At 40.6% G+C, this 21,678-nt stretch carries 12 protein-coding genes and 1 pseudogene; 9 read left to right on the top strand and 4 right to left on the bottom strand.

Features of this window, described 5'->3' with window-relative positions; all coding sequences use genetic code 11:
• Nucleotides 1-27 precede the first annotated feature (27 nt).
• Nucleotides 28-1,368 carry a right-handed parallel beta-helix repeat-containing protein gene (locus WN50_RS07830; RefSeq protein WP_049558647.1) on the top strand — a complete coding sequence of 447 codons (1,341 nt, stop codon included), beginning with the start codon at nt 28-30 and terminating at the stop codon, nt 1,366-1,368.
• A 489-nt stretch (nt 1,369-1,857) separates the two neighbouring features.
• Here the strand turns inward: WN50_RS07830 and WN50_RS07825 are convergent, their stop codons facing one another.
• Entirely contained in the window at nt 1,858-2,244 is a 387-nt protein-coding gene (locus WN50_RS07825; protein WP_152964742.1) for a transposase, read from the bottom strand.
• Between the two features lie 305 nt (nt 2,245-2,549).
• On the opposite strand from WN50_RS07825, the gene WN50_RS07820 reads away from it, so the two are divergent.
• The 7 genes from WN50_RS07820 to WN50_RS07785 all read left to right on the top strand — a co-directional run bounded on the left by WN50_RS07820 (nt 2,550) and on the right by WN50_RS07785 (nt 18,223).
• A complete protein-coding gene (locus WN50_RS07820) occupies nt 2,550-2,747 on the top strand; it encodes a hypothetical protein (RefSeq protein WP_046277387.1) in 198 nt (65 codons plus the stop codon).
• Between the two features lie 456 nt (nt 2,748-3,203).
• On the top strand, nt 3,204-3,719 hold the full coding sequence (locus WN50_RS07810) for a hypothetical protein (protein ID WP_046277385.1): 516 nt from the start codon (nt 3,204-3,206) through the stop codon (nt 3,717-3,719).
• 1,284 nt (nt 3,720-5,003) lie between these two features.
• On the top strand, nt 5,004-13,181 hold the full coding sequence (locus WN50_RS07805) for a S8 family serine peptidase (RefSeq protein WP_046277384.1): 8,178 nt from the start codon (nt 5,004-5,006) through the stop codon (nt 13,179-13,181).
• A 112-nt stretch (nt 13,182-13,293) separates the two neighbouring features.
• Nucleotides 13,294-13,671, top strand: coding sequence for a hypothetical protein (locus tag WN50_RS07800; protein WP_046277383.1), 378 nt, complete (start codon nt 13,294-13,296; stop codon nt 13,669-13,671).
• Nucleotides 13,672-13,862: 191 nt separating this feature from the next.
• On the top strand, nt 13,863-14,942 hold the full coding sequence (locus tag WN50_RS07795) for a DALR anticodon-binding domain-containing protein (RefSeq protein WP_046277382.1): 1,080 nt from the start codon (nt 13,863-13,865) through the stop codon (nt 14,940-14,942).
• Between the two features lie 194 nt (nt 14,943-15,136).
• Complete coding sequence (locus WN50_RS07790) at nt 15,137-16,648, top strand: zinc metalloprotease (protein WP_046277381.1); 1,512 nt, start codon at nt 15,137-15,139, stop codon at nt 16,646-16,648.
• A gap of 24 nt (nt 16,649-16,672) precedes the next feature.
• Entirely contained in the window at nt 16,673-18,223 is a 1,551-nt protein-coding gene (locus tag WN50_RS07785; protein WP_046277380.1) for an HlyD family efflux transporter periplasmic adaptor subunit, read from the top strand.
• A gap of 371 nt (nt 18,224-18,594) precedes the next feature.
• On the opposite strand, the pseudogene WN50_RS07780 reads toward WN50_RS07785, so the two are convergent.
• From WN50_RS07780 to WN50_RS07770, 3 genes and pseudogenes are all read right to left on the bottom strand, one after another.
• Nucleotides 18,595-19,614 (bottom strand): annotated as a pseudogene (locus tag WN50_RS07780) (ISL3 family transposase); the annotation flags it as partial.
• Nucleotides 19,615-19,718: 104 nt separating this feature from the next.
• Nucleotides 19,719-19,916: a hypothetical protein gene (locus WN50_RS07775; protein WP_046277379.1), complete on the bottom strand. Its 198-nt coding sequence runs from the start codon at nt 19,914-19,916 to the stop codon at nt 19,719-19,721.
• Between the two features lie 500 nt (nt 19,917-20,416).
• On the bottom strand, nt 20,417-20,965 hold the full coding sequence (locus tag WN50_RS07770) for a hypothetical protein (RefSeq protein WP_152964741.1): 549 nt from the start codon (nt 20,963-20,965) through the stop codon (nt 20,417-20,419).
• Nucleotides 20,966-21,246: 281 nt separating this feature from the next.
• On the opposite strand from WN50_RS07770, the gene WN50_RS07760 reads away from it, so the two are divergent.
• The gene (locus WN50_RS07760; protein ID WP_407659747.1) at nt 21,247-21,567 is read left to right on the top strand and encodes a DUF6932 family protein; all 321 of its coding nucleotides are present in this window, start codon (nt 21,247-21,249) and stop codon (nt 21,565-21,567) included.
• The last annotated feature ends 111 nt before the right edge of the window (nt 21,568-21,678 follow it).

Below are 21,678 nucleotides of genomic sequence, written 5' to 3'. Positions count from 1 at the left end.
TCAAATCATCAACCTTCAAAAACGGGTATGAAAAAAGCAGACTTTGATTCATATCAAGCTCAAAAAAAACCAATTTCTGTTCTTGAAAATACCAACTCACCAACCACTCAAAATTCTAGTATCAAACAACATTGGACTCCATCCACAACAGAAGCTTTTCAAGAAAAACTGAATTCTTTACCGTCGGGGGCGATAATAGAATTATGGCCGCCAAACAGTGAGTTTTCGGGGCCAATCTTATTGAATCGCCCAATCACAATAGAAGGAAAAGGAGCAAGTATTTGGTCTCAAAAAGGGCCTGTTATTTTGATTCAGTCGGAGGAAGTGACGTTACGAAATCTGATTGTAGAAGTTACGGGGGAGAACAACATAACCCTTGAAGAACAATGTGCAGTTCAAGTTAAATCAGGTGAAAATTTAAAATTTGAAGATATAAAAGTTCGAGGAACAGTTATGGGATTACCGCAAGAGGAAGGAGAATGGAAATATCCAGAAACCTTACATTTAGGTCAGTTATCTTCTGGAAATGCTTATCAATTTTTATTGCGACTTATAGTTCCGGTTGACTGTCAATTAGTTAGTAATATTTCTGGAGTAGATGTAGAACCTACTCACCTGAATACCGGTCACAATGAAGTCAAACTCTATTTGGAAGAACTTCCAGAAAATATTTTAATTAATGGTAATCTCTTTATCATTTCTGCTAATTTTAAGCGGCGTATTGTCTTGACAGCAAACATTGTTTCTCGGTCAGAAGAACCGAGTGATCAGATAAATTCTATAATTTGGCAACCGGAAGATTGGTTAAGTTTTACCCAGACTCAACCGCCACAAGTTAAAGAAGAATCACAACCTGTTATTCCTTCTTACAGTTCTCCGAGTATTCCTTTCGCTTCATCTAAAATTCGCCGGGGTGAACAGCCAAATTCCGATCTATTTAAGTCGGAAATTAATCCATCTCAAGAAATTAGCGGTTCGTCTGATGAGTCACAAAAGCCCAAAATTTCTGACAAAATTTCCGATCTATTTGGCAAAGTTCAGGAGCATATTGAAAGCCCGTTAAATTCTATAAAACTCCCTTCAATTCCACAACCTAAAAAACCGATTAAATCTGTATTTGACATTTTTACTCCCAAGCCATCAGAACAACAAGATTTAAAACAATCCCAATCTTCTCCCATTTCATATCCCGAAGAAAATTGTCCCACCTCAAGTCCAATTAATCCAATTTTTCTGCAAAATTCATCAGACAATCGTTCTCATAATTCTAATCCTAATTTTACGTTTATGAAATTAATTTTAAACTCCGATCATTTATTTTGGGTTTTGATTTTTCTAATTAATGAAGTTCTCAGGACTGAAAAATAGTAAAAAATATAGCAATCAGGAATGATTTATGAGACAGCTTGTGGGTCAAACCGAATCACCGAAGGGAATTCCATTCTCAGATGAAGTCCGGTTAATCAGTTATCGCCGCAGCGCGAAGAGTTTTTCTTAGCATTCATACCGACGTTGCGTTCACTTCGGTGTTGCGGAGCAGTATCGCCATCTCCATTTGTACGTTGATTATACTCCTGAACTTCATATCACAACTGATTTGCGATCGCTATAGCAGCGTTGGATGTTGAGTGGTATAAAAATATCAAAACATACAATTTTTGGGAAGAGTGAAAGCTTAAAACCTTGCTCCGGCTAGATTATAACCTTCCCTTATCACCCTAAGTACGAGAGGGACATTTCTTCGATCTCCTCAGCAATAAATCATGCTTGGGGGTTGAGAAAATCGGGAAGTCGGGGTCTTGATTCAATACACCCTGCGTAGTTTTCATAAAGTGTTCTGATACCATTTCTAAAAAGTTATGCAACAGTAGCCAGGGCTTCTAAAATGTAATCCCATCCAGTTAAAGATGCTATAATTTCTGGAGAGAAGCCTTCAATTACAGAACGAACTTTATCTTTAAGTTGTTCTAGATCTTGATCAATTTCCCATCTGAGATGCTGTTTAAAATCATGCCATACTCGTTCAATTGGATTCAACTCATGGCTGTAAGGCGGTTGAAAAATAAGTAAAATATTATCAGGTATTTTCAGCTTACTGCCTGCGTGAAAAAGACCATTATCTAGTTGTATAATGTTCTGATAGCTCGGATAGGATTGAGATAAGTGGTCTAAAAATATTTGAAAACAATCTCCATCTAAATGTGAGAACTCCAGGAAGAAACTTTCTCCGCTTTTCGGAGCGATCGCGACCTATATATAATAAGATTTAAAATTTTATTGTACGAAACCTTTAGGTTTGACTCCTAAAGCTGTAATTACTTTACTTTCACGAGTTTTTAAGCAGAGTCTAGTTTCATCTTGACTCGGTTCGCGAGTCATCCGCAAGCACCGCCAATTCATCGGCCGTGAACGGATGAAACCAATATTTTATCCCGTTTTCTGCTGGATTTTTTGTTGTAGACTCCAGCATCGAAAAACATCTTTGGGCAAACCCTATTTAATCCAAACACCAATAGGGCAAAAACCGGACATCGAACGCAGTTGTAGGGATGCCGAATCGTTCATCTATTCCAACACCAAAGGTAGACCGATATTTGGAGGAAAAAACAGCCCGCTCTGCGAAACTTGCCCCGAGTATGTTGAACTCCGACCTAGCGATCGCCAAACAACTCAATAACTTTGCCTCACAGTTTGACGCTGAATCAGTTGAGCAACGGCAAAAAACTGTTAATGAGATTGAATTCTGACAAGTTCGGACTACTAACAATTACAGTTCGGGGAGGAAACTTATTTCATAGTTTTCAAGAATTTAATATAGAAGACGGACGGGGGGCTTATTTTTCCAACCCCGATAATATTGTTAATATAACGTTTCGTTACATAGTGATAATATTTCCCGCCGACCTACTTAAATCATACAAACTGCACGGTTTCTATCTTATTCGTTATAAAACTTCTATCGACAATTCTCTATATTGACGAAGTAATCAATTTAGGGTGAGAATAGGTTAAGTTCCAAGAAAATTAATTCGGGGGTCGCAACACTTCCCAAACCCGACACATTAAACAAATGAATTGGAGAGGATAACCAATGACACTCTTTACTCACCGAATTCAACAATATGATGCGGAGATTGCCTCGCAAACCGGAAGATTAACGCATTGCAATCCGAGCAGGCTTTCGCTAAGATAAAACGAGAATAATGCGGCAGTGGCCAAACAGCACTAACTCCATAAACGAGCGCGACACTTGGCTTTTAGTTCTCTCCCCAGTTAATCGTGATACCGCACTCAAAATTAAGGAATTGGCGCTCGAAGAATCCTCACCCAGAGCGATTGGCTCCGCCACTGCGCTCCGCGCAATCGCAATAGAACCTCAGCCTCAACTGGAAACCAAAGCGATCGCAACCGCACCCCAACCTCAATCGGAACTCGAAGGAAACACAGCAGAACCCCAACCTCAACCGGATTCCGTTGCGATCGCAATAGAACCTCAGCCTCAATCTAAACCGGAAGCGATCGCAACGGAACCTCAATCGGAATCCTCCAAAGCGATCGCAACCTCACCCCAACCCCAATCGGAACCCAGAGCGATCGCAATAGAACCCCAATCTCAACCGGAACTCGAAGAAAACACAACAGAACCTCAGCCTCAACTGGAACTAGAAGTGATCGCAACCGAATCCGACGCAAACACAGAAGAACTCAGCGATCCATAGTCAGATTCGCGCTCGATGCGAGTCCGTACCCGATGAACCTGCTGCGCGAACCCATTAATCAGTATTGCTCTCGGTGCGGTGACTGGTTAATTATCGGTAGATTTAGGAGACTACCCGACCCTAAAAGTTATCCTGAATCTTCCAAGTCAAATTGAAAAAAGATTCAAGGCTTTTATTTAATACTTTTTTGGGCTTTATATTCAGCAGTCTTTGATATTTGACTCACCGCCGAGTCTTCAGGAGATTCAAGAAACTTACAATCGGGCGATGACAGACTTTCCTGTTTAATAGTTTGTTGAACATACAGAAGTAGGCTTGCTGATGGGGGAGGTTCATGGGTTAATTTGACCTGTTCTGCTGTCCATTAATTTAAAACACAGAGGACAGCGATCGCGTTTCCCATTTTTTAGAGTTTTATAGGTAACGGTACCAGAACCGCTACACATTGGAGATTAGTCAGAATAGAATAAAACCTAGAGTTCCACACATTAAACTTTTGAAAAAAATAATTATGGCAATGCTGCAATAAATAGAGGGTGATGCAGAAACAGCTTGAAAATTATTGAAGCAGATTATCTATGATTTTAATAATGATTCATTAGTCATGCGATCGCTACGGGAAAAGATTGATTCTCTATTCTTCCCCGGAACTGGAAGAACAGGATCATGTAGAAATAGCGGTGGTGAGCGAAGCTGAAGAAACAACGGAACAGAGTGATTAGTTTATCGAAAAAATCAAACGCTACCTAAACAGCAACCCAACATAGATTATAAGGGCGTTTCGTTTTTAAGCATGACGGAACCTAACCCAGAGTCTTAACCATCTTGGCTGTTGCTAGAACTGACAAGAAATAGCTAACGTGATAGCGATCGCTCAATAAAAAGTGATTTGACTTGAACTTTGCTGTCTAGTTTCATCAATCTTCACAACCCCCAAGATTTTCTGTTAATTTGACCTTTCAATTTACTTTTGAAACCGACAGATAAATTGTGTTGAGAATCAACTTATAAGTTGACTCATCAGTAAATTTACGGAGACGGCGATGCTCTCTGTATTCAGTAAATTTACGGTGATTTTTAAAATTTCATAAAATCCGTAAATATACGGTACTCTTTTCGGAAAATACCTGATTTAATAGAAGCAAGGAATAACTAAAACTTCAGAAAGATTTACCAATAATTATGTTAGAAGACTTAGTTATTTCCTCTAGGTCTTCTAACGTTTTAGGGGTGGTCAGCAACAGGGTTCTACTACAACTCAGCTAAAAGCTGTGCTAACTTTTTATGGGTTTACTTAAAAATTTAATCGGTTTTTCTTCTAGCAAACGTCAACCTGCTTCCGGTTTCCAGTCTCAATCCAAAAAACCTCCATCTCAAGAAACCTTTATCCTAGAATCGATACTGACTCCAAGTGGTTTAGTCGATGGAGGAGATGACAGTCCAGACCCCATTATTATTGAGAGTGAATTACTGGATGAAATAGAAAGCGAACTTGACTCGGAGGTTGAAACCGCATCGGAAGAAGATTTAACCCCCGTCGAAGTTTCCAACCTTGACGAAGTTGATGAAGTTGAAATTCCTTTTATTACCGACCTAGAAGAATTAGACGTTGAAGACAATTCTGAGACTTCCGAGAAAGATTTAGCAGAATCTAATGAAGAAATTACATCCGAAGCCGAATCTTCATCAGAACTTACCGAAAATTCCGACGCTGAAATAACAGAGTCAAATTCCGACAGCGATTCCGAAATCAATCAAGATTTAGAAGTAGACTCAGAATCTTCATCAGAAGTTGAAGAGAGTTCAACCGAAAATATTACTCAAACGGTATCCTCCTCAGAAAGTTCTTCAAATTCTTCAACTTCAGAAGAATCCGTTGCAACCGCGTCCTCCTCAGAAGAAACGTCTAAAGATTCAACCTTAGAAGAATCTCCAACAGAAGAAATTTCCGACGAGTTAACTTTACACGAAGAATCTGAGACAGAAGATACCGAAACCACTGCTGAAACCTCGGTAGACGAATCAATAGAAGAAACCGAATCATCGACTGATTCTGAAACTGAAGACTCTAACAACACCGATACAGTAAACGAAAACGAAAGCGAAAACGAAACCGATAGCAACGCCGAAATTATCGAAGAAATTGTTAATTCTCCTATTGACTTAAACTTTGACTCCGGTATCTTTACCGTCGGAGAAACCGGGGAAATCGGAATTGATTATTTGTTTGATGGTGGAGGATTTGGTCGGGGTGAACTCGCCATCTTCAGTTTGGAAGGAATGGAGGAATTAGACCTAACTTTAGAAGAGTTTATTAAAGAAGCAGCAAACCGTGCGTTGAGTGATTCTGAACTCGGTCATGTTGTGATTTCCGATGGAAACGAAGGCGCAAAATTTAGCGGAGGATTGGAAGAAACCGATTTTAACCGGGGAGAATATTTAGGTGTAAAAACCTTTAATATGCGTCCGGGGGATAAATTTGCGGTGATGTTGGTTCCCAATGGAAAAGTACAGCAAGTCTTCGATAATCCCAGTGTAGAAGGAACCATTCGACCTTTATTTTCATTGTCAACCGCCAATCCTGAAGATGGTTTTCAACTCGGACAAATTGCGGATGTTACAGGAGATGGAAATACCTTTGTATTTGAAGATTTGCGAATAGATAATAAAAGTGATCACGATTACAATGATATCATCTTTCAGGTGCGAGGAGCAAGCGGAGAAGCCGTTCATTTAGATGAAGTTATCAGTCCGAATAAAGATTGGCGTTCTTCCGATATGGGTCAAGCATTAATTGAATATGCTCAACCTTATATTACACCGGAAGAACCAATTGTTGAAATTGAAAATAATCTATCAGATCTCTTAACTGAGTTTGAAGATTTACTGGATCAGGAAGAATCTGAAACCGAAACTGAAAGCGATGAGGAGGTATCTAATTCTGAAGTTTTAGATACCGAAGTTATTGATGAAACCGTCGATTTTTCAGAGGATGAAGAATCTCAAGATGAATCTACAGAATTAGTAGAATCTACTGAATCCGAGATTGAAGAATCCGAAATTATTGAAATCGAAAATAACTCAGAAACTTCTGTTGTTGAGGATTCAGAAGTTATTGAAATTGAAGATAATTTGGATACTTCTGTTGAACAATCAGAAATTACTGAAATTGAAAATAACTTAGAAACTTCTGTTGAGGAATCATTATCGGAGTTAGAAGAAACCGAAGTTGAGGAAAACTTACCTACTGCTGTTGTAGAGGAAACAGAAGAATCTGGAGTTACTGAAATTGAAAATAACTTAGAAACTCCTGTTGAAGAATCATTATCGGAGTTAGAAGAAATCGAAGTTGAGGAAAACTTATCTACTGCTGTTGTAGAGGAAACAGAAAAATCTGAACTTGTTGAAATCAAAGATAGTGGAAATACTCCTATCGTTCAACAAACTGAAGAATCAGAAGTTACCGAAATAGAAAACAATTTAGAGACTTCTATTGTAGAGGAAACTGAAGAATCATTTGTTATCGAAACCGAGGAGAATTCTGAAAGTTCTACTTCCCCAACTGAACTAATAGTTATCGAGGAGAGTTCGGAAAATCTAACTGTTGAGGAAACGGATGAGTCGGAAGTTGTTGAAATTGCAGATAATTATGAAACCTCTGTTGTAGAGGAGAACTTATCTACTCCTATTGTAGAGGAAGCTGAAGAATCGGTAGTTATCGAAGCTGAGGAAGATTCAGAAAGTTCTACCTCCCAAACTGAACCAACAGTTATCAAGGAGAATTCAGAAAATTCAACTGTTGTAGGGGAAGCTGAAGAATCCGAAGTTGTTGAAATTGTAGACAATTCTGAAACCTCTATTGTAGAGGAAGCTGAAAACAATTTAGAAATTACCCTCGCCGAAGAATCCGAACAGGAATTAGAAGAAACTGAACTTCAAGAGATTTCAGAAACTTCTTTTGTTCAAGCAATTGAACAGTTAGAAAATGTTGAAATTGAGAAAAATTTAGATAATTCAGGTATTGAGGAAACCGAAGAAACGGAATTAATTGATGGCGATAATAGTTCGGAAAGTTCAGTTTTACCCGTTGATACAACTGAATTTGAAGACGTTGAAAATAATTTACCGGGAACTCCCCCAACCCCCACAGTTGAATCTCCAACGGTTAATCTGGTTAATCGATTAGAAAAACTGACCTACAATTTACAGAATCAGACCCTTTCGCAAACCCCAGTAAATAGCAATTTAATTCAACAATTAGAACAATTAACTAATCGCTTAATAACCCAAGCCGAAACCAATCCAAACTTTGCTGTCAGTGCCAACACATTACAGTTAATTGAACGACTGGAAACTCAATTAATTACAAAACCCGTTCTTCCCACACCCGTTGAACCTCCTGTACAATTTGAATTTGCTACAGAAAACCAGCCCTTAGTGGGAATAATTGATACCGGATTTAGTGGCAACAATCCTGATATTGACTATTCTAGAATTACCTGGGGAAGTGATAAAGTTGATGGCGATGCTGACCCCACTTTAGCGGAGGGAGAAGGCAACGAACATGGGACTCATGTATTAGGAATTATTGCTGCCCAACAAAATAACGGTATTGGTATTGATGGGATTAATGATAACGCTCCGATTTGGGCTGGACGAGCTATTGGTTCAGGAAAATGGGCAGAATCTTTAGTCGAATTTGTTGATGCCGCCAAAGCATCAGGACAACCGAATGCTGTGGTTAATTTGAGTTTAGATTTAACCCAAATTAACCCCGATGGAAGTGTAACCACTCGTTATGAATTAACCCCACAAGAAGAAGCTGCGATCGCCTATGCTCAGAAACACAATATTATTGTTGTGGTTTCCGCAGGAGATAACCCTGGCACAATGTCAGCTTTGGGTGAATTATCCAAAGAATTTGATAACCTGATTACCGTTGGAGCAGCCGAACAAGTTAATAATGCTGTCGCTGTACCAAAAGCCTACGCACCTGCGAGTTACTCTGGAAGTGGAGACGCCTTAGATATTGTAGCTGATGGTAATAGTGGCTCAATATCCAGTACAACCGTTGCCACCGCTAAGGTAACAGGTACTATTTCTCAAGTTTGGGCTGCCAATCCCGATCTCAACTATACCCAAGTCATTGATATTATCAAACGCACCGCTACCGATCTCGCCCAACCCAATTGGGACAGTAAGACAGGTGCAGGGTTGCTCAATATCGCTGCGGCTATTACCCTAGCTAAAGCCACTGAACCCCAACTCTACACGGTGAAACCGGGTCAACGCACCATCACCGATAACTTTATTTCTCAAAATCCCACTAATAAACCCCTACCAGGAGATCCCACCCATCCGGCTGCTACTCCTCCCGGAGTTCCCCAAACAACGGTAGACACAGGCGGGAACAGTGTGGCTGAGGCGGTGCAACTGTTGCCTTCAGGGACTCAGGATATTATCGATCAAGTCAGTCCTATTGACCCAACAGATACCTATCGCCTAGATAGTCGCTATTTACAAGGAACAGAATTTTCCGTATTGTCTGGTGAGTTGTCTGTCAGCTATCTCACCCCTTCTGGAGAAGTTTTAGCAACCCAAGTCCTCGGCAAAGGTAGCCATCAGTTGCAATTACCTGCCAATGCAACCGATGAAATCATTCTCAAAATTGACCGACGCAATGAGAGTCCCGCTACCTATATGCTGTATGGGTTTGAAAGTACCGCAACGGAACCCTTTAATATTGGTTTGGAGTTTGATAGTCCCTTGACAACTTCCCAACAACAAATCATGGAAGCAGTAGCTAAAAGCGTTGCATCCTTGATTGGAAAAGGGTTGCCCTCGGCGGTGGTGGATGGAAAGGTGATTGATGACATCAATATCAAGATTTCTACTGCCAATATTGACGGTGCGAGCGGCACCCAAGCGCGAACTAAAATTGATTTCATGCGCTACGGAACCATGTTGCCCGCTCAATCTTTAGTGCAGTTTGATGCAGCGGATATTGCCGAGTTGGAGCGTTCTGGGAAGTTGTTCAGCGTCGTGCAGCACGAGTTTCTGCACGCTTTGGGCTTTGGTAATCTCTGGGAAGCGAAAGGGTTAGTTGATTATGCTGGTACGCCGCTGGCTCAGTATAACGGTGGCAAGGCGGTTGATGCGTTCAAAGATTTGGGTGGTTTGACTGATGCGATTTCTCTGGAAACTGAGGGTAAAGGTTCGGCTGGTTTCCACTGGAATGAGGCGCTGTTCCAAGATGAGGTGATGACGGCCGATTTGAACTTTAGCGGCAAGGCTGGGAATGCGCCGATTAGCCCTGTTACTATCGCATCTTTGGCCGATTTGGGTTACGAAGTGAATTTGAATGCGGCAACTCCTGATTTTGGGTTGTTTGGCGGACAGCGGTTTAATTCTGAAGATTTAACGCCTGAGCAGATTGAGGCTTTCCGGCAATTGGCTGAGATTTTTGGCGATGGGGATGAGCCTTCTGAACCTGCGATTTTGCAAGAGGTTGACCCAACTAAAGTAGCGCCGGAGATTTGGGCGCACGCGGAACGGGCACCAAACGGTCAATATTACGATTGGGAGGATTATCTAATTGTTTGGGGTGATACTCTCAGCGAGCTTGCCGAATGGAGAATGGGCAGTGGCTCTGCTAATAATTACTGGTGGATTGCTAACCATAATGGCATTCCTAACCCAAATTATATCCAAGCCGGAAAAGTAATTAAACTTCCAGTTCACCGCCCTAATTACGAGCAAAATCAAGAAGCCGAACGGCAGCGTCGCGAACAAGAATTACGGCAAAGGCAGGAACAAGAAGCAAGGGATCGCCAGCAACAAGAAGACCGACTCAGGAACGACCAGGCTGAACAAGAACGACTGCGGCAAGATGAGGAACGCCGTCGGCAAGAGGCAGAGGCTAATCAACGGGAGCTAGAGGAACAGGCTCGAAGACTAGCAGAGGAACAAGAACGCCGTCGTCGGGAACGGGAAGAGTACGAACGGGAGCAGGCGCGGTTGGCGGAACTGCGGCGGCAAGCGGAAATTGCGCGGCAACAAGGTAAGGGAGGATTGGATTGGTATCTTGCCAAGCCTATGCCTGAGTTTGGGCCTGTCGATCCGTTTGAGACATCTTTGACGGGTGAAACTGTTGGAAATTTGGTGCCGGATGATTACTATCGGTTTACGCTGTCTCGCGGTGGTCGAATTACGGCTGAACTGAGAAAGCTTTTGGCTGATGCAGATTTGGTTCTGTACGATGTGCGAAATGAACCGATTGCCTATTCGATGCGGGAGGGAATTACCGATGAGCAAATTATCGCTGATTTGATTCCCGGTACTTATATGCTGCGAGTCAATAGTCCCAAAGGTGTGACCACTGATTACGAGCTAGTTGTTAAGTTCCAGCACAAGCTGTCTCAGATGGAAATTGGGCCTCCTCCGGGTTGGAAAGTTGGTGGTACTTCCAATGGTGGCGGTAGCGGCGGTGGTAATACTTCTCCGGGTGTGGCGTTCGCTGACCCGCGAATTAAGCAGATATATAACACTGCTCTGAATCAATTTGAGAGTGCTGAACGAGGAAAAGCTAATGCTCAAATTCGGGATTTAGAAGCTGAGAAACGGCAGTATCAGCAGGAGCTAAACGATCTGCTTGCTCGGATGAATGCTGAGCAACGCAACAAGGTTTATACTGCCCTAGATGGAGTACGAAATGATGCCTTCGGTTGGCTGGATTCACCGGGTGAAACTAACGTTTTTGATAACTTAGTCAATGGAATTTTCGATCAAATTCCGTCTTGGGTGTACAACGTATGGGGCATTGGAGATGCTCTTCGTATTGCCAAGGATACCGCAAAAGGAGCATTTAATGGTGCGCTGAGTTTGATCAAAGGCAAAGTTAACTCTGCTCGAAATGAAATTAAGAATGCGGTTTCTTGGTTTGTTGAGGCTCTGAAGAATGCCTACAGAACTGGAGGCGAAATCAATAGTGCAATTGAAGGGTTAGCACGGGAATTAAAAGGTAAAATAGACGCTCAAGTCACAAACATCAATAATGGGATTGATTGGTTCAAGACTGAAGCGATTAAAAACCTTGGCAGTCTTCGTAATGTTGGTGTTGGGGGTTGGAATTTCTACGACAATCTAGTTGTTCCCCAAGCCGATAACATAGCAAACTTGGTTAAGAATGGTGTGGGTGCGATCGCCAATTACTTTAAGGGAACAGTTGATTACGTCAAGCCTCGCGCTCAGAAAACTGTTGCTGATATCGTGTCTGCTCTTTTGGGAGATCAAACAGGTAATCTTTACAACAAGATTAATGGGATTGACCAGCAGATTGCAGCAACTACGAGGGCTGTAGAGGAGAGAATTGTTCAAAAAGCTGTTGAGCTTAAAGTTGATGTTGACAATTGGCTTAACAAACTGGCAAATGACGGTAAGAAGCTTTTAGACACAATTCTCACTCTGCTCAATTCCCCAGGAGGTCAGATTGGCATAGAAGTTGTGAAAGTCGCTCTGGGTTTTGTACCGATTGTCGGTCAAGCGATCGATATCATCGATACGGCTGTTGCTCTTTGGAAAATTGTCATCGATGGCAAACGTGACACAGAAACTTTCGTAGAGTTGCTAGGTTCCTTGGCTGGTTGGTTCCCAGGTGTTGGTGATGCTATCAAAGGTGTTGCCAAGATAGCACTTAAGGGGCCGATAGGTGCTTTGCTAAGAAAGTTAGGACCTGATGTTACCAAGCAAGTTGTTAAAGTATTCAAGGAAGCCAAGTGGAAAGAAATCCTACTTGATGTTGTTGAGGGTATTGGTGAAGTCTGGAGTAAGTTCGACAGCACGATGGACGAAGCTGCTGGATGGATTCTCGATCTTATGCCTGGAGTTAGACCTGCTTTAGCTGGTGTCGGTGATTTAATCAGAAAGTTCAGTGATGACGCGGCCACTGCTGGAGATTCTTTGGATGATATCAGCAAGACTATCGCCAAGAAAATTGATGATACTTCTGAGCAAATTGCGAAAGAAGATAAGAAAGAAGAAGACCCACCTCTGATGCTTCCTGGGCCTGTCAGAAAGGTTCCACAAGGCTTAACACAAGCACAATATAGCTCCATATCGGCTAAACTTCGGCAGAAGGCAAGTTATCTAAGTGATGATATCCGAATTCATGGAAGTCGTGCTGCTGGTACCGCGAATCCAGACTCAGATATTGATATTGCTGTACGGATGTCACCTGAGCAATACAATCAATTTGTTGAAGAGCGATTTAAGACTCCTAATCCAGGTTCTGCAAAAGAAGCAAGCAAGGAGTATGCCTTCAGCGAAGGAAAAATTGCTGCTGGGGAAGCAGGTCTTCGACAGTTACGAAATGAACTAGAACAAGAACTAGGTATGAAAGTCGATCTTTCTGTGATTAAAATAGGTGGTAATTTTGATGATGGACCTTGGATTGCTCTTGAATAAAGTCATTCCAATATTTATCATTAGTTTCTGAAAATGCAAGCTGTCTTAAGTGTTTGACATTCAAAGCAGCTTGCAAAAAATCAAGACATAAAAATTTGGAGATGAAACCAAAATGAATACTTGTGAAAGCCTCTATTGCCAGATTTTTCTAAACACCGAGTTGAATAAAAGTGACATTATAAAGGGATTGGAAAACCTATTAAACACAAAGTCAACTGGAAATGTTATTGCTTTAGAAAGCGTAGAAATTGAGCTAAGAGACAATGAAAGCTTTGAGCAAAAATTATGTAAGGAAGCTACCAATCGATTCTTATACTTTCCTTACTATATCGAAGTCGATCCTTTTCCTGAACAAACTCAAGAAAATCAAATTGATTTAGTATCTAAAATCCTTGAATACTCTTGGTCATCTGGATTTGAAGTTGTTGCATCATGTGATTATGAAGAACAGTTGCCCAATTCTGGTGGGTATAAGCAAAAACTTACATAATTGGTTAGAAAACCTCTCCCTTTCCCCTGATGAATGGCTACATCTATTTTTTGATATCGGTGGAAACAACAAAATTGAAGCTCTTTGTCAGTCGATAGTAATTGAACAATTAGCCAAACAATCCTTAGCACTGATTTCGTAATCAGTTAAGAAACTAAGCCATTAAAAATCATCCCTAGTTAAAGTGTGAAATGATGATGACATTATCCCAAAAATCGGCTAAATTTTGGTTGAGCATTCCCGAATATCCTTTAGAAGCTCTTCCTTCCTCAGCTTATATTCGTTGCTCCCTGACAACGACTGTTAAAAATATCCTAGAAAAATGCCACACTTCGGTTAGCACAGAAGGTGCAAATAATCAAGAAAGTTTACCTAATATTGAAGTCTTTTTTAACTCAATTCAAACCAGCCAAAAGGTTTACAAAGCCTCCCTTTCCCGTCAACTAGCAGCAGACTTACCCCCCGACATTGAACAAACCTCCCTCAAAGACGAACCCAAAGACTGGTTTATCAAAACCGCCGACTTTGGCGACGACTGCGATCGCGTTCTCCAACACCGCGACGGCGAATACACCCAACTTCTAGAAGACATCGCCCGCTACCATCAAATATTCCAACAAGGCTATGACAAAATCATCCTCATCCGTCCCACTACTTACACCGGTTACGACATCCAACTCACCGCAGCCATGCAATGCTTGGGCTACACCAAAGAGCAATTTCAATTCATCATCGTTCAACCCCTCAAACTCTACGCCTTTCACAAACCCACCCAGCAAATCCATCCCATCTCTGACCTTCCCCCCAAGGAATTGATCAAAGCTATCGGAATGGATGCCTTACGTTGGCACAGTTTCAGCACTCCTCTGACGAAAGTTGCCCCGATTAATCTGAGTACCGTGGGTCAACTCCAGTCCAACGATACTTTTGCTCTCGTCCAGTTCATCTATCAGCGTTGCTTAACTCTAGTCCGACAGGGTAAAGACGAAGGAATCAATCCAAGTATGAATTGGGACGACCTGAAAAATTTAACTTGGGAATCAACCCATGCTGTCAAATTACTGGACTTAGTAGAAGCTACGCCTCAAGTTTTGGCAGAAAGTAGTCGCGAACTAGCTCCCCATCTGATTTGTTCTCATCTGGAAAACTTCAGTCAACTCTGTCAACCCTGGCTTGAAGGTTTGAGTTTGACTCCTCAGAATTTTCAACTCCTGTCCACAATTGAACAGACCATGTTGGAGTTATTGAAAATATTGGGCATCCAAAGATAAACGCTGAAAATAAACGTAGGGGCGTATTGCTTAGGCCAAGATTACATATTTTTTTCCCAAAGCTATCAACCCTAAAACCTCCGTATTTTTACGGAAACCGAAAATTATTGAGTTGAAAAAAATCGTTAATATTACGGATTGATTAATCCCTAGACTTCCGAATAAAATAAACATAAGGCATCTACTCATCAACCATGAAATCAAACAGCCAAAGGGTTGAGTCCGATTGGTCTGACTGGATATTACCCGACTTAACGCCTTATTGGAAATTGACCCAACCGAAAGCCTCTCTCTCGGTTCTACTCAAATCTAAATCTTATTCTATTTCTCATCAATTTACCCCCGAAGAAGGTTTAGCATTGCGGTATTTTACCGGAAACTTCACAATTGCACAGGTTCAAAAAGCTTGTCAAAATCAAATTACTCATCTCCCTGAAGATTTTGTCTTTAATCTTTTACAAAAACTCATTGAACAGCAAATCTTAGCTTGGGAAAATGAGGAAGAATATCCCAATAACTCAACTTTAAAAAAGGAGGTAAATGAAAAAGAATATCCCCCCCAACCCCCCTTAAAAAAGGGGGAGAATGAAGAAAAAATCTTACTCAAACTCAAAGACTGCGTTCACTGGATAGAACATCCTGAAGGATATTGGATACTTCGCAACCCCGAAGATGTTAAATTTCTGCAAGTTGGACAACAAGACAAAACTATTATAGACCAACTCAAATATCAACCCTCCTCCGTTGTCGCTGCGGAATTTTGTGTTTCTCAAACTTACATCAAACTCCTACTGCAAAAACTCACGGTAACTGCAATGTTGGAGGGAACTACACCCCCAAAACCTCCCAAACGCAAGTTCAACCCCATGCAGTTATTATTCTTTCGTGTTCCCCTGTTTAACCCGGACAAGTGGTTAAGCCAACATATCGATAAACTGCGGTGGATATGGACTCAACCTGTTGCTTTTCTACTCACAATATTTATCATAACTTCTGCCACTATTGGCTATTCCCAAAAAAATGAAATTCTCTACACGGGACAACAACTGTTAAGTAATGCGGGGGGTTCCCTATTCGTTCCTTTTGGACTGTTAGCAATGGGAGTTGTTACCCTTCACGAACTTGGACACGCTTTCACCCTCAAACAATATGGCGGTATTGTACCCGAAATTGGGTTGTTAATTATGATGTTCATGCCAGCCGCTTATACCAATACCACAGATAGTTACTGTTTGGTCAAACGCCATCAACGGGTTTTGGTGATAGCAGCAGGAGTCTTAGTACAGTTTATCATTTCAGCGATCGCATTGTTGTTGTGGAATTGGTCAAACCCCAGTAGTTGGCTACATTCAACCAGCTATCTCTTGATGACAGCAGCTTTATTTACAGTCGCCTTAAACCTCAACCCTTTAGCGCGTTTTGATGGCTATTATCTGGCTTCTGCAATAACCGGAATTAATAACCTTAGAAGTCGCTCTTTCAAATTATACCAAAACTTATTCACCGGAAAAGCCAATCTAGAAAATCAACAGGATACACTCATTTTAGCCTGTTATGCACCCTTGAGTTTAGCTTACATTTACTTTGTTTTTGGCTTTTTATTTTTGAGAATTACCGATTGGTCATTGACCCATATTCCCACCCTCAGTTTAATTTTACTACTGATTTGGGTAATTTACGCTATTTTACCCTCACCCCAATCTTAATTGTTGTTTATTGGTTAAACTTCCATGACTTCTACCCCGAAAAACTCCTCCCAACCCCGTTTAAAAGTTGTTCCCCCAACGGTTCCAGAACAACCCCAAACCCAAGATAAACCCGTTCAAACTCCTGTTGAACAAACTCCACAACCCTCTACCTTTCCAACGCAATGGATCACTTGGGGAGTAGTTTTATTAGGACTCGGTGGAATTGGGATGATTCCTGTTAATCATTCAATTAGTGGTTCTACTATGATTACATCAACTGTTGGAGAACGTCAATCTGTTACCATGCCAGAAGCGGGAACATTAACTCTGTATGTTCGTTCTAACCAAACGGTTAAACCGGGAGATCTTTTAGCCACTGTTTCCAGTTCTAGTTTAGAGAATCAAAAAGCAGCAACCGAACAAAAAATTAGTGAAGCAAAAACGGCAGTTAATGGAGCAGAACAGAAGTTAATTATAGCACAAACTCGCTTAGAAGTTTCCCAAACCTTAGAAGGAATTGCTGTGGAACAAAGAAACCGTAAACAGGAGGAAGTCAATCAAGCTAAACTTTCATCAGGAGTTGCAAGAATTCGAGCCATTCAACAGGAACAAGCGGGAATAGAAAGCGAAATTAAAGGAATAGAAAACGAAATTCAAGGACTGGAAAATGAAAAAGCGGGTTTAGAAAATGAAAGGGTAGGAATTGAAAAGAGTATTGAAAGATTGAAACAGCAGTTAGAAATTGCTGAGTTGGCTTTAGAAAAGCGAGAAGGGTTAGTCTTAGATGGAATTATGGGAGCAGCTTCTCAAGATTTAATCAATTGGCAAATCAAAGTTTCCGAATTAACGAATCAAATTGAACAGCAAGAAAATTCTCTGGAAACTCATCAACAGAAAATTGCTCAAAAACAGAATCAAATTTTGAAAACAGAACAGTTAATTAATCAACGTCAACAACAAATCGGTGCAAAAACAGAGGGAGTGAATGAAATAATTGAAGGGTTAGAGAAACAGTTAGAAGAAGCGGTGAGTTTAGTGGAACAAAAAACAGTTGAACGAATATCGACTCAACGGGAAGTTGAAGCGGTGTTAACAGAAATTGCGGATAAAAAATATTTATTATCTCAACAGGAAGGGGAGTTGAAGCGTTTGGAAGGACAGGAGGGAAAATTAAGAATTGAATCAACTGTATTGGGAACTGTTACAACTCCTGATTTAGATTTAAGCAATAACCGAACTTTAGAAGCTGGAAAAGAGGTTTTAAGTATTGTTAATTTATCTCGTTTAACGGGGTTGGTGGAAATTCAACAGGAAGAAATTGATTTAATTCATCAAAATTTACCCGTAATATTTAAACCTCGCCAAGCAACAGTTCATCAATATCAAGCTAAAATTGAGGATATTCAACCTGTGATTCAGTCAGATCCATCTGGACAAAATTCGGTACTGCAAATCAGAATTACAATTGATAATGATGATCAACAATTGCAACCGGGGTTAGAAGGTGTTGCTCATATTAAAACTCCTTCCTTACGAGTTTATCAGAAAGTATCACGGGAATTTCTGAAGTTATTTCCCTGGTGGAAACTGTAAGATTATGTTGTCAAATTATCGGGTATTATTCTCGCCCGACTTGCTTTGCTAGAATCAAGGTAATAATCGGTTTTCATAAAATCGGCGGTAAGTTCAGAGATGAATCTAGAACAACTTTGATTTATTTGCGAGAGGAAAAATCAATGATACACGATACGGATGTACTGAAATTTGAGAATAAAAACTATTCAGACATTGATTTTGCGTAGAATACTTCTCAACTTCCCCATTGAACCGCCATTGTTAATATCTCCTCAAACAAAGGATCGCCAAAACTCATTAACCGTAATGAGGGAGTTTCATCGAATTGTTGAACGTCAAACGTCACCCGATAAAGTTTATTTTTATAAGAAAGGGTTCTTCGGTACTTATTATGCCGAATTATTACCTAGATGCCAAAATAATAAAGCTCTTTTCTTGAAATTATCAAAATTTATAAACCCAAACCCACAACGTTTTAAAACTTTCAATCGATTGTTAATCCCTTCGACAACAGCATTGGTAGTTTTTTGCTCAAAATAACCGATAACTTCGACAAACCATTTTTTGAGAGTGCGGACAAATTTTGGAAAAAATGCCTGAGCCTTGAGCATCCATTCTGTTAGCTTAAGAGTTCCCTCACCTAAATTATTACTCCGGTCAAAGAGCGCTGTAAACTCTTCTTTAAGCTCGTGCATTACTGCCAGCATTGCCGAAGCTTTCTTGAGAGTATCGAGTTTTTCTTTTTGTTCTTCTTTCAAATTCTCTTTTCTTTTTAATAAAATGTACTTACTGCCTTTCAAATTGGTAAATAGTTTTTCCCTTGCTTTGGCTTTCAGAGACTCAGCACTTTTTTTTTGCTCAATTCTTCCTGAATTCAATTCTTGATGTAATAGCTTAGTTACATGAAACCTATCCACAGTGATTACAGCTTGTGGACAAAGCTTTTCTATAATGGTTTTATACATCTTATACATATCCATACTTACTTCTTCTATTTGCTTGAGAATATCTTCTCCCCAAGATGTTAAATATTTTTCCAAGGTTTGAGCTTTTCTTTCTTTAATTAATCCAATTAATTTCCCTGTATCTAAATCAACTAACACTATAATAAACCTGCCTTGTCCCTTGACTAAGGTAATCTCGTCTATCCCTAGCCTCTTCAAAGTCTTCACATTAATTGGGAAAATCTCTTGACTCACTTGATTAATCATTGATTCTACTTCTTCTTCGGTCAAGTTATGCTTCTGAGCTACACTCAGTAAATTACTATTAACAACTTCTTCTGTAACTAATCGGGCGTATCTTTTCGTATACTTTTGTCTTTTCTTGACAAAACTTAATTCTTCGCTGAAGGGTTTTGAACAATATCTACACTTAAATTGCCGTCGATTAACTCTTAAAAAGACTTCGGTTTCTCCCCAGGATAAATCTTTAACTAGATGCCAATGGTTTTGCGGTGCGACCCCCTAAAGGGTTCGTTAGTTGCTTCAAGTCGGGGAACCCGCCCAACGCACTAACTCACCGCGCCACCTGCGGGCGCATGGGAACGCGCACCAAGACGGTGTAGACGATCGCTAACTTTCTGGCAACCTGGACAGCAAGCTATTTTAGAGCTGGCTTCCACCTCTAAAATCAGAGTTTTTTCAATTTCTTTCTTGGATTTGACTATTACTCCGGGCAATTTGAGGATTTTAGTAAGCTCTCGTTTCATACTTACTTATTTGAAAAGTTTGCTAATAGTTTAGCATAACAAGTACCGAAGAACCGATTTTGCTACTGGATTGTACGAACGCTAATAATAAAAAGTTCCATAGTCAGTAAATATCTTACAAAAAACTAGAATATCTCAACATCCTAGTGTGGTACTCGACGTAAATATAAAGTCGGTTTCACAAAGTGCAGCTTTGCAAATCTTTGTAAAATTTTCCCGTGTTTTTGCTCGTATTGATAAGTGATACAAATCGTAACTTTGCCGAAAAGATATTAATTTACGTCTTGTCCCAAAAATTGATAACCACCTTCCAGGAAATCTCTAGATTCCTGGAGATGTTTGAGTAGCAAGCGTGCAATCAACCCCGCGCTAAGGACTGTACCAATTAAACCCTCTGAAAATTGGGAGGCTCAAACCCCTGAAATTTCGGTCGCGCCTGCAACAGCCAGAAAATCCGGTCTTGACTGCGGATCATTTTCATCAATCGACATGAGATTAATTTAACGTTCTGAATAAATCAAATCCCAAGCAGCGACGGTTTTTTCCCCAATTAAACTATTGACAGTTTCTCCACCTTCTAAAATTAATCGAATATCAACATTGCGATTAGGTGAATCCACTAAAGCTTGAGCGAGTTGATCTGTGACGGCAAAGGTATTATTATTACCCTCAAGTTCAAAAACTTGTTCTTCAACTTTAACCCAAAACGTCTTGATCATAGCAGCGGGTTCACATGGCCCTGTAATTAAAACTCGAACAAACTCAGGTGTCCACAAAGTTATCACTTGTCGGGTTCCCTGAGTTCCAAAAACACTAACTTTCCAATAGTTTCGATCAAATACTGCCGGATAACTCCCTTCGTAAGGATCAACCACTTGAACCGCCTCAGACCACGGGACATCATCTGGATCTCGTTCTAATCCAGGAGAGTTGAACTTTGGGAGTTGAGTGGTTTGTTGTTGTGCAACGCTTATATTCTGACTAGAGGGTAAAGCCCAGGCGAGGATGATTCCCATCGTAAGAGCGGATATTCTGTAGACGAAATTCATAATTTAATTACCCAACTTAATAACCTAGAACGGAACTGAACTAAAGTTTATAAAAATAGAGTGGATTGGTTAGAGAGTTATTCCGAGTGAATGCAACATCTAACTTCTCTATCAGTTAAAGATGTCAATTTTACGAGTTTTGAAAAAAATTTTTTGTTGACCTTGCAGCAGTTAGAAAACCATAGACCGCTACAACCCTTAACAGATAAAGATTTCAGCTTCCAAGCGCAGAACAGCAAAGGAAAATGGAGTCCAGGGGAGTTTAACCCCTAACCTTGCGCGTGCAAGGCGGATGCTCTATCCAGCCTGCCATTCAGGTTGAGGTAGAGGGTAAGTGTGATAAAATTGATGCGCGATCGCGGCGCAATTTATACTGTGGATGTGAGGACGTGATTCCGAACTTTGATGAGAATGGAAATCTACCCCCTGGAGTGCATTTTTGTGAGTGGGAGGAGTTTGTAGAGCGATTTGGAACCAATGATCTGAGGTTGCGTTTAATGAGCGGACTGCGAAAGGCAATGGAACAACTTAAAATTGCAGGTTGCCGAACAATTTACCAAAAATTGCCGCACACGCCCCTACCTTCAGGTATGGGGATATAAGGCTCTTTCTAATGCTATAATAACTCAACTGGCAGGGTATTCAACCAGTTGAAAAACCCAGCATCTAATCGATGCAATTAACCTTGAAAACTTAAGGTATGGGGTTCTTGC

The organism is Limnoraphis robusta CS-951, assembly GCF_000972705.2.
This window is presented reverse-complemented; position numbering and strand designations above follow the sequence as displayed.

What these genes read in the sequence shown, in the direction of transcription:
- WN50_RS07790 (WP_046277381.1), top strand. Translation starts at nt 15,137, where the DNA reads ATGAAATCAAACAGCCAAAGGGTTGAGTCCGATTGGTCTGACTGGATA.
- WN50_RS07795 (WP_046277382.1), top strand. Translation starts at nt 13,863, where the DNA reads ATGATGATGACATTATCCCAAAAATCGGCTAAATTTTGGTTGAGCATT.
- WN50_RS07830 (WP_049558647.1), top strand. Translation starts at nt 28, where the DNA reads ATGAAAAAAGCAGACTTTGATTCATATCAAGCTCAAAAAAAACCAATT.
- WN50_RS07800 (WP_046277383.1), top strand. Translation starts at nt 13,294, where the DNA reads ATGAATACTTGTGAAAGCCTCTATTGCCAGATTTTTCTAAACACCGAG.
- WN50_RS07805 (WP_046277384.1), top strand. Translation starts at nt 5,004, where the DNA reads ATGGGTTTACTTAAAAATTTAATCGGTTTTTCTTCTAGCAAACGTCAA.
- WN50_RS07785 (WP_046277380.1), top strand. Translation starts at nt 16,673, where the DNA reads ATGACTTCTACCCCGAAAAACTCCTCCCAACCCCGTTTAAAAGTTGTT.
- WN50_RS07770 (WP_152964741.1), bottom strand. Translation starts at nt 20,965, where the DNA reads ATGAATTTCGTCTACAGAATATCCGCTCTTACGATGGGAATCATCCTC.
- WN50_RS07820 (WP_046277387.1), top strand. Translation starts at nt 2,550, where the DNA reads ATGCCGAATCGTTCATCTATTCCAACACCAAAGGTAGACCGATATTTG.
- WN50_RS07810 (WP_046277385.1), top strand. Translation starts at nt 3,204, where the DNA reads ATGCGGCAGTGGCCAAACAGCACTAACTCCATAAACGAGCGCGACACT.
- WN50_RS07775 (WP_046277379.1), bottom strand. Translation starts at nt 19,916, where the DNA reads ATGAAACGAGAGCTTACTAAAATCCTCAAATTGCCCGGAGTAATAGTC.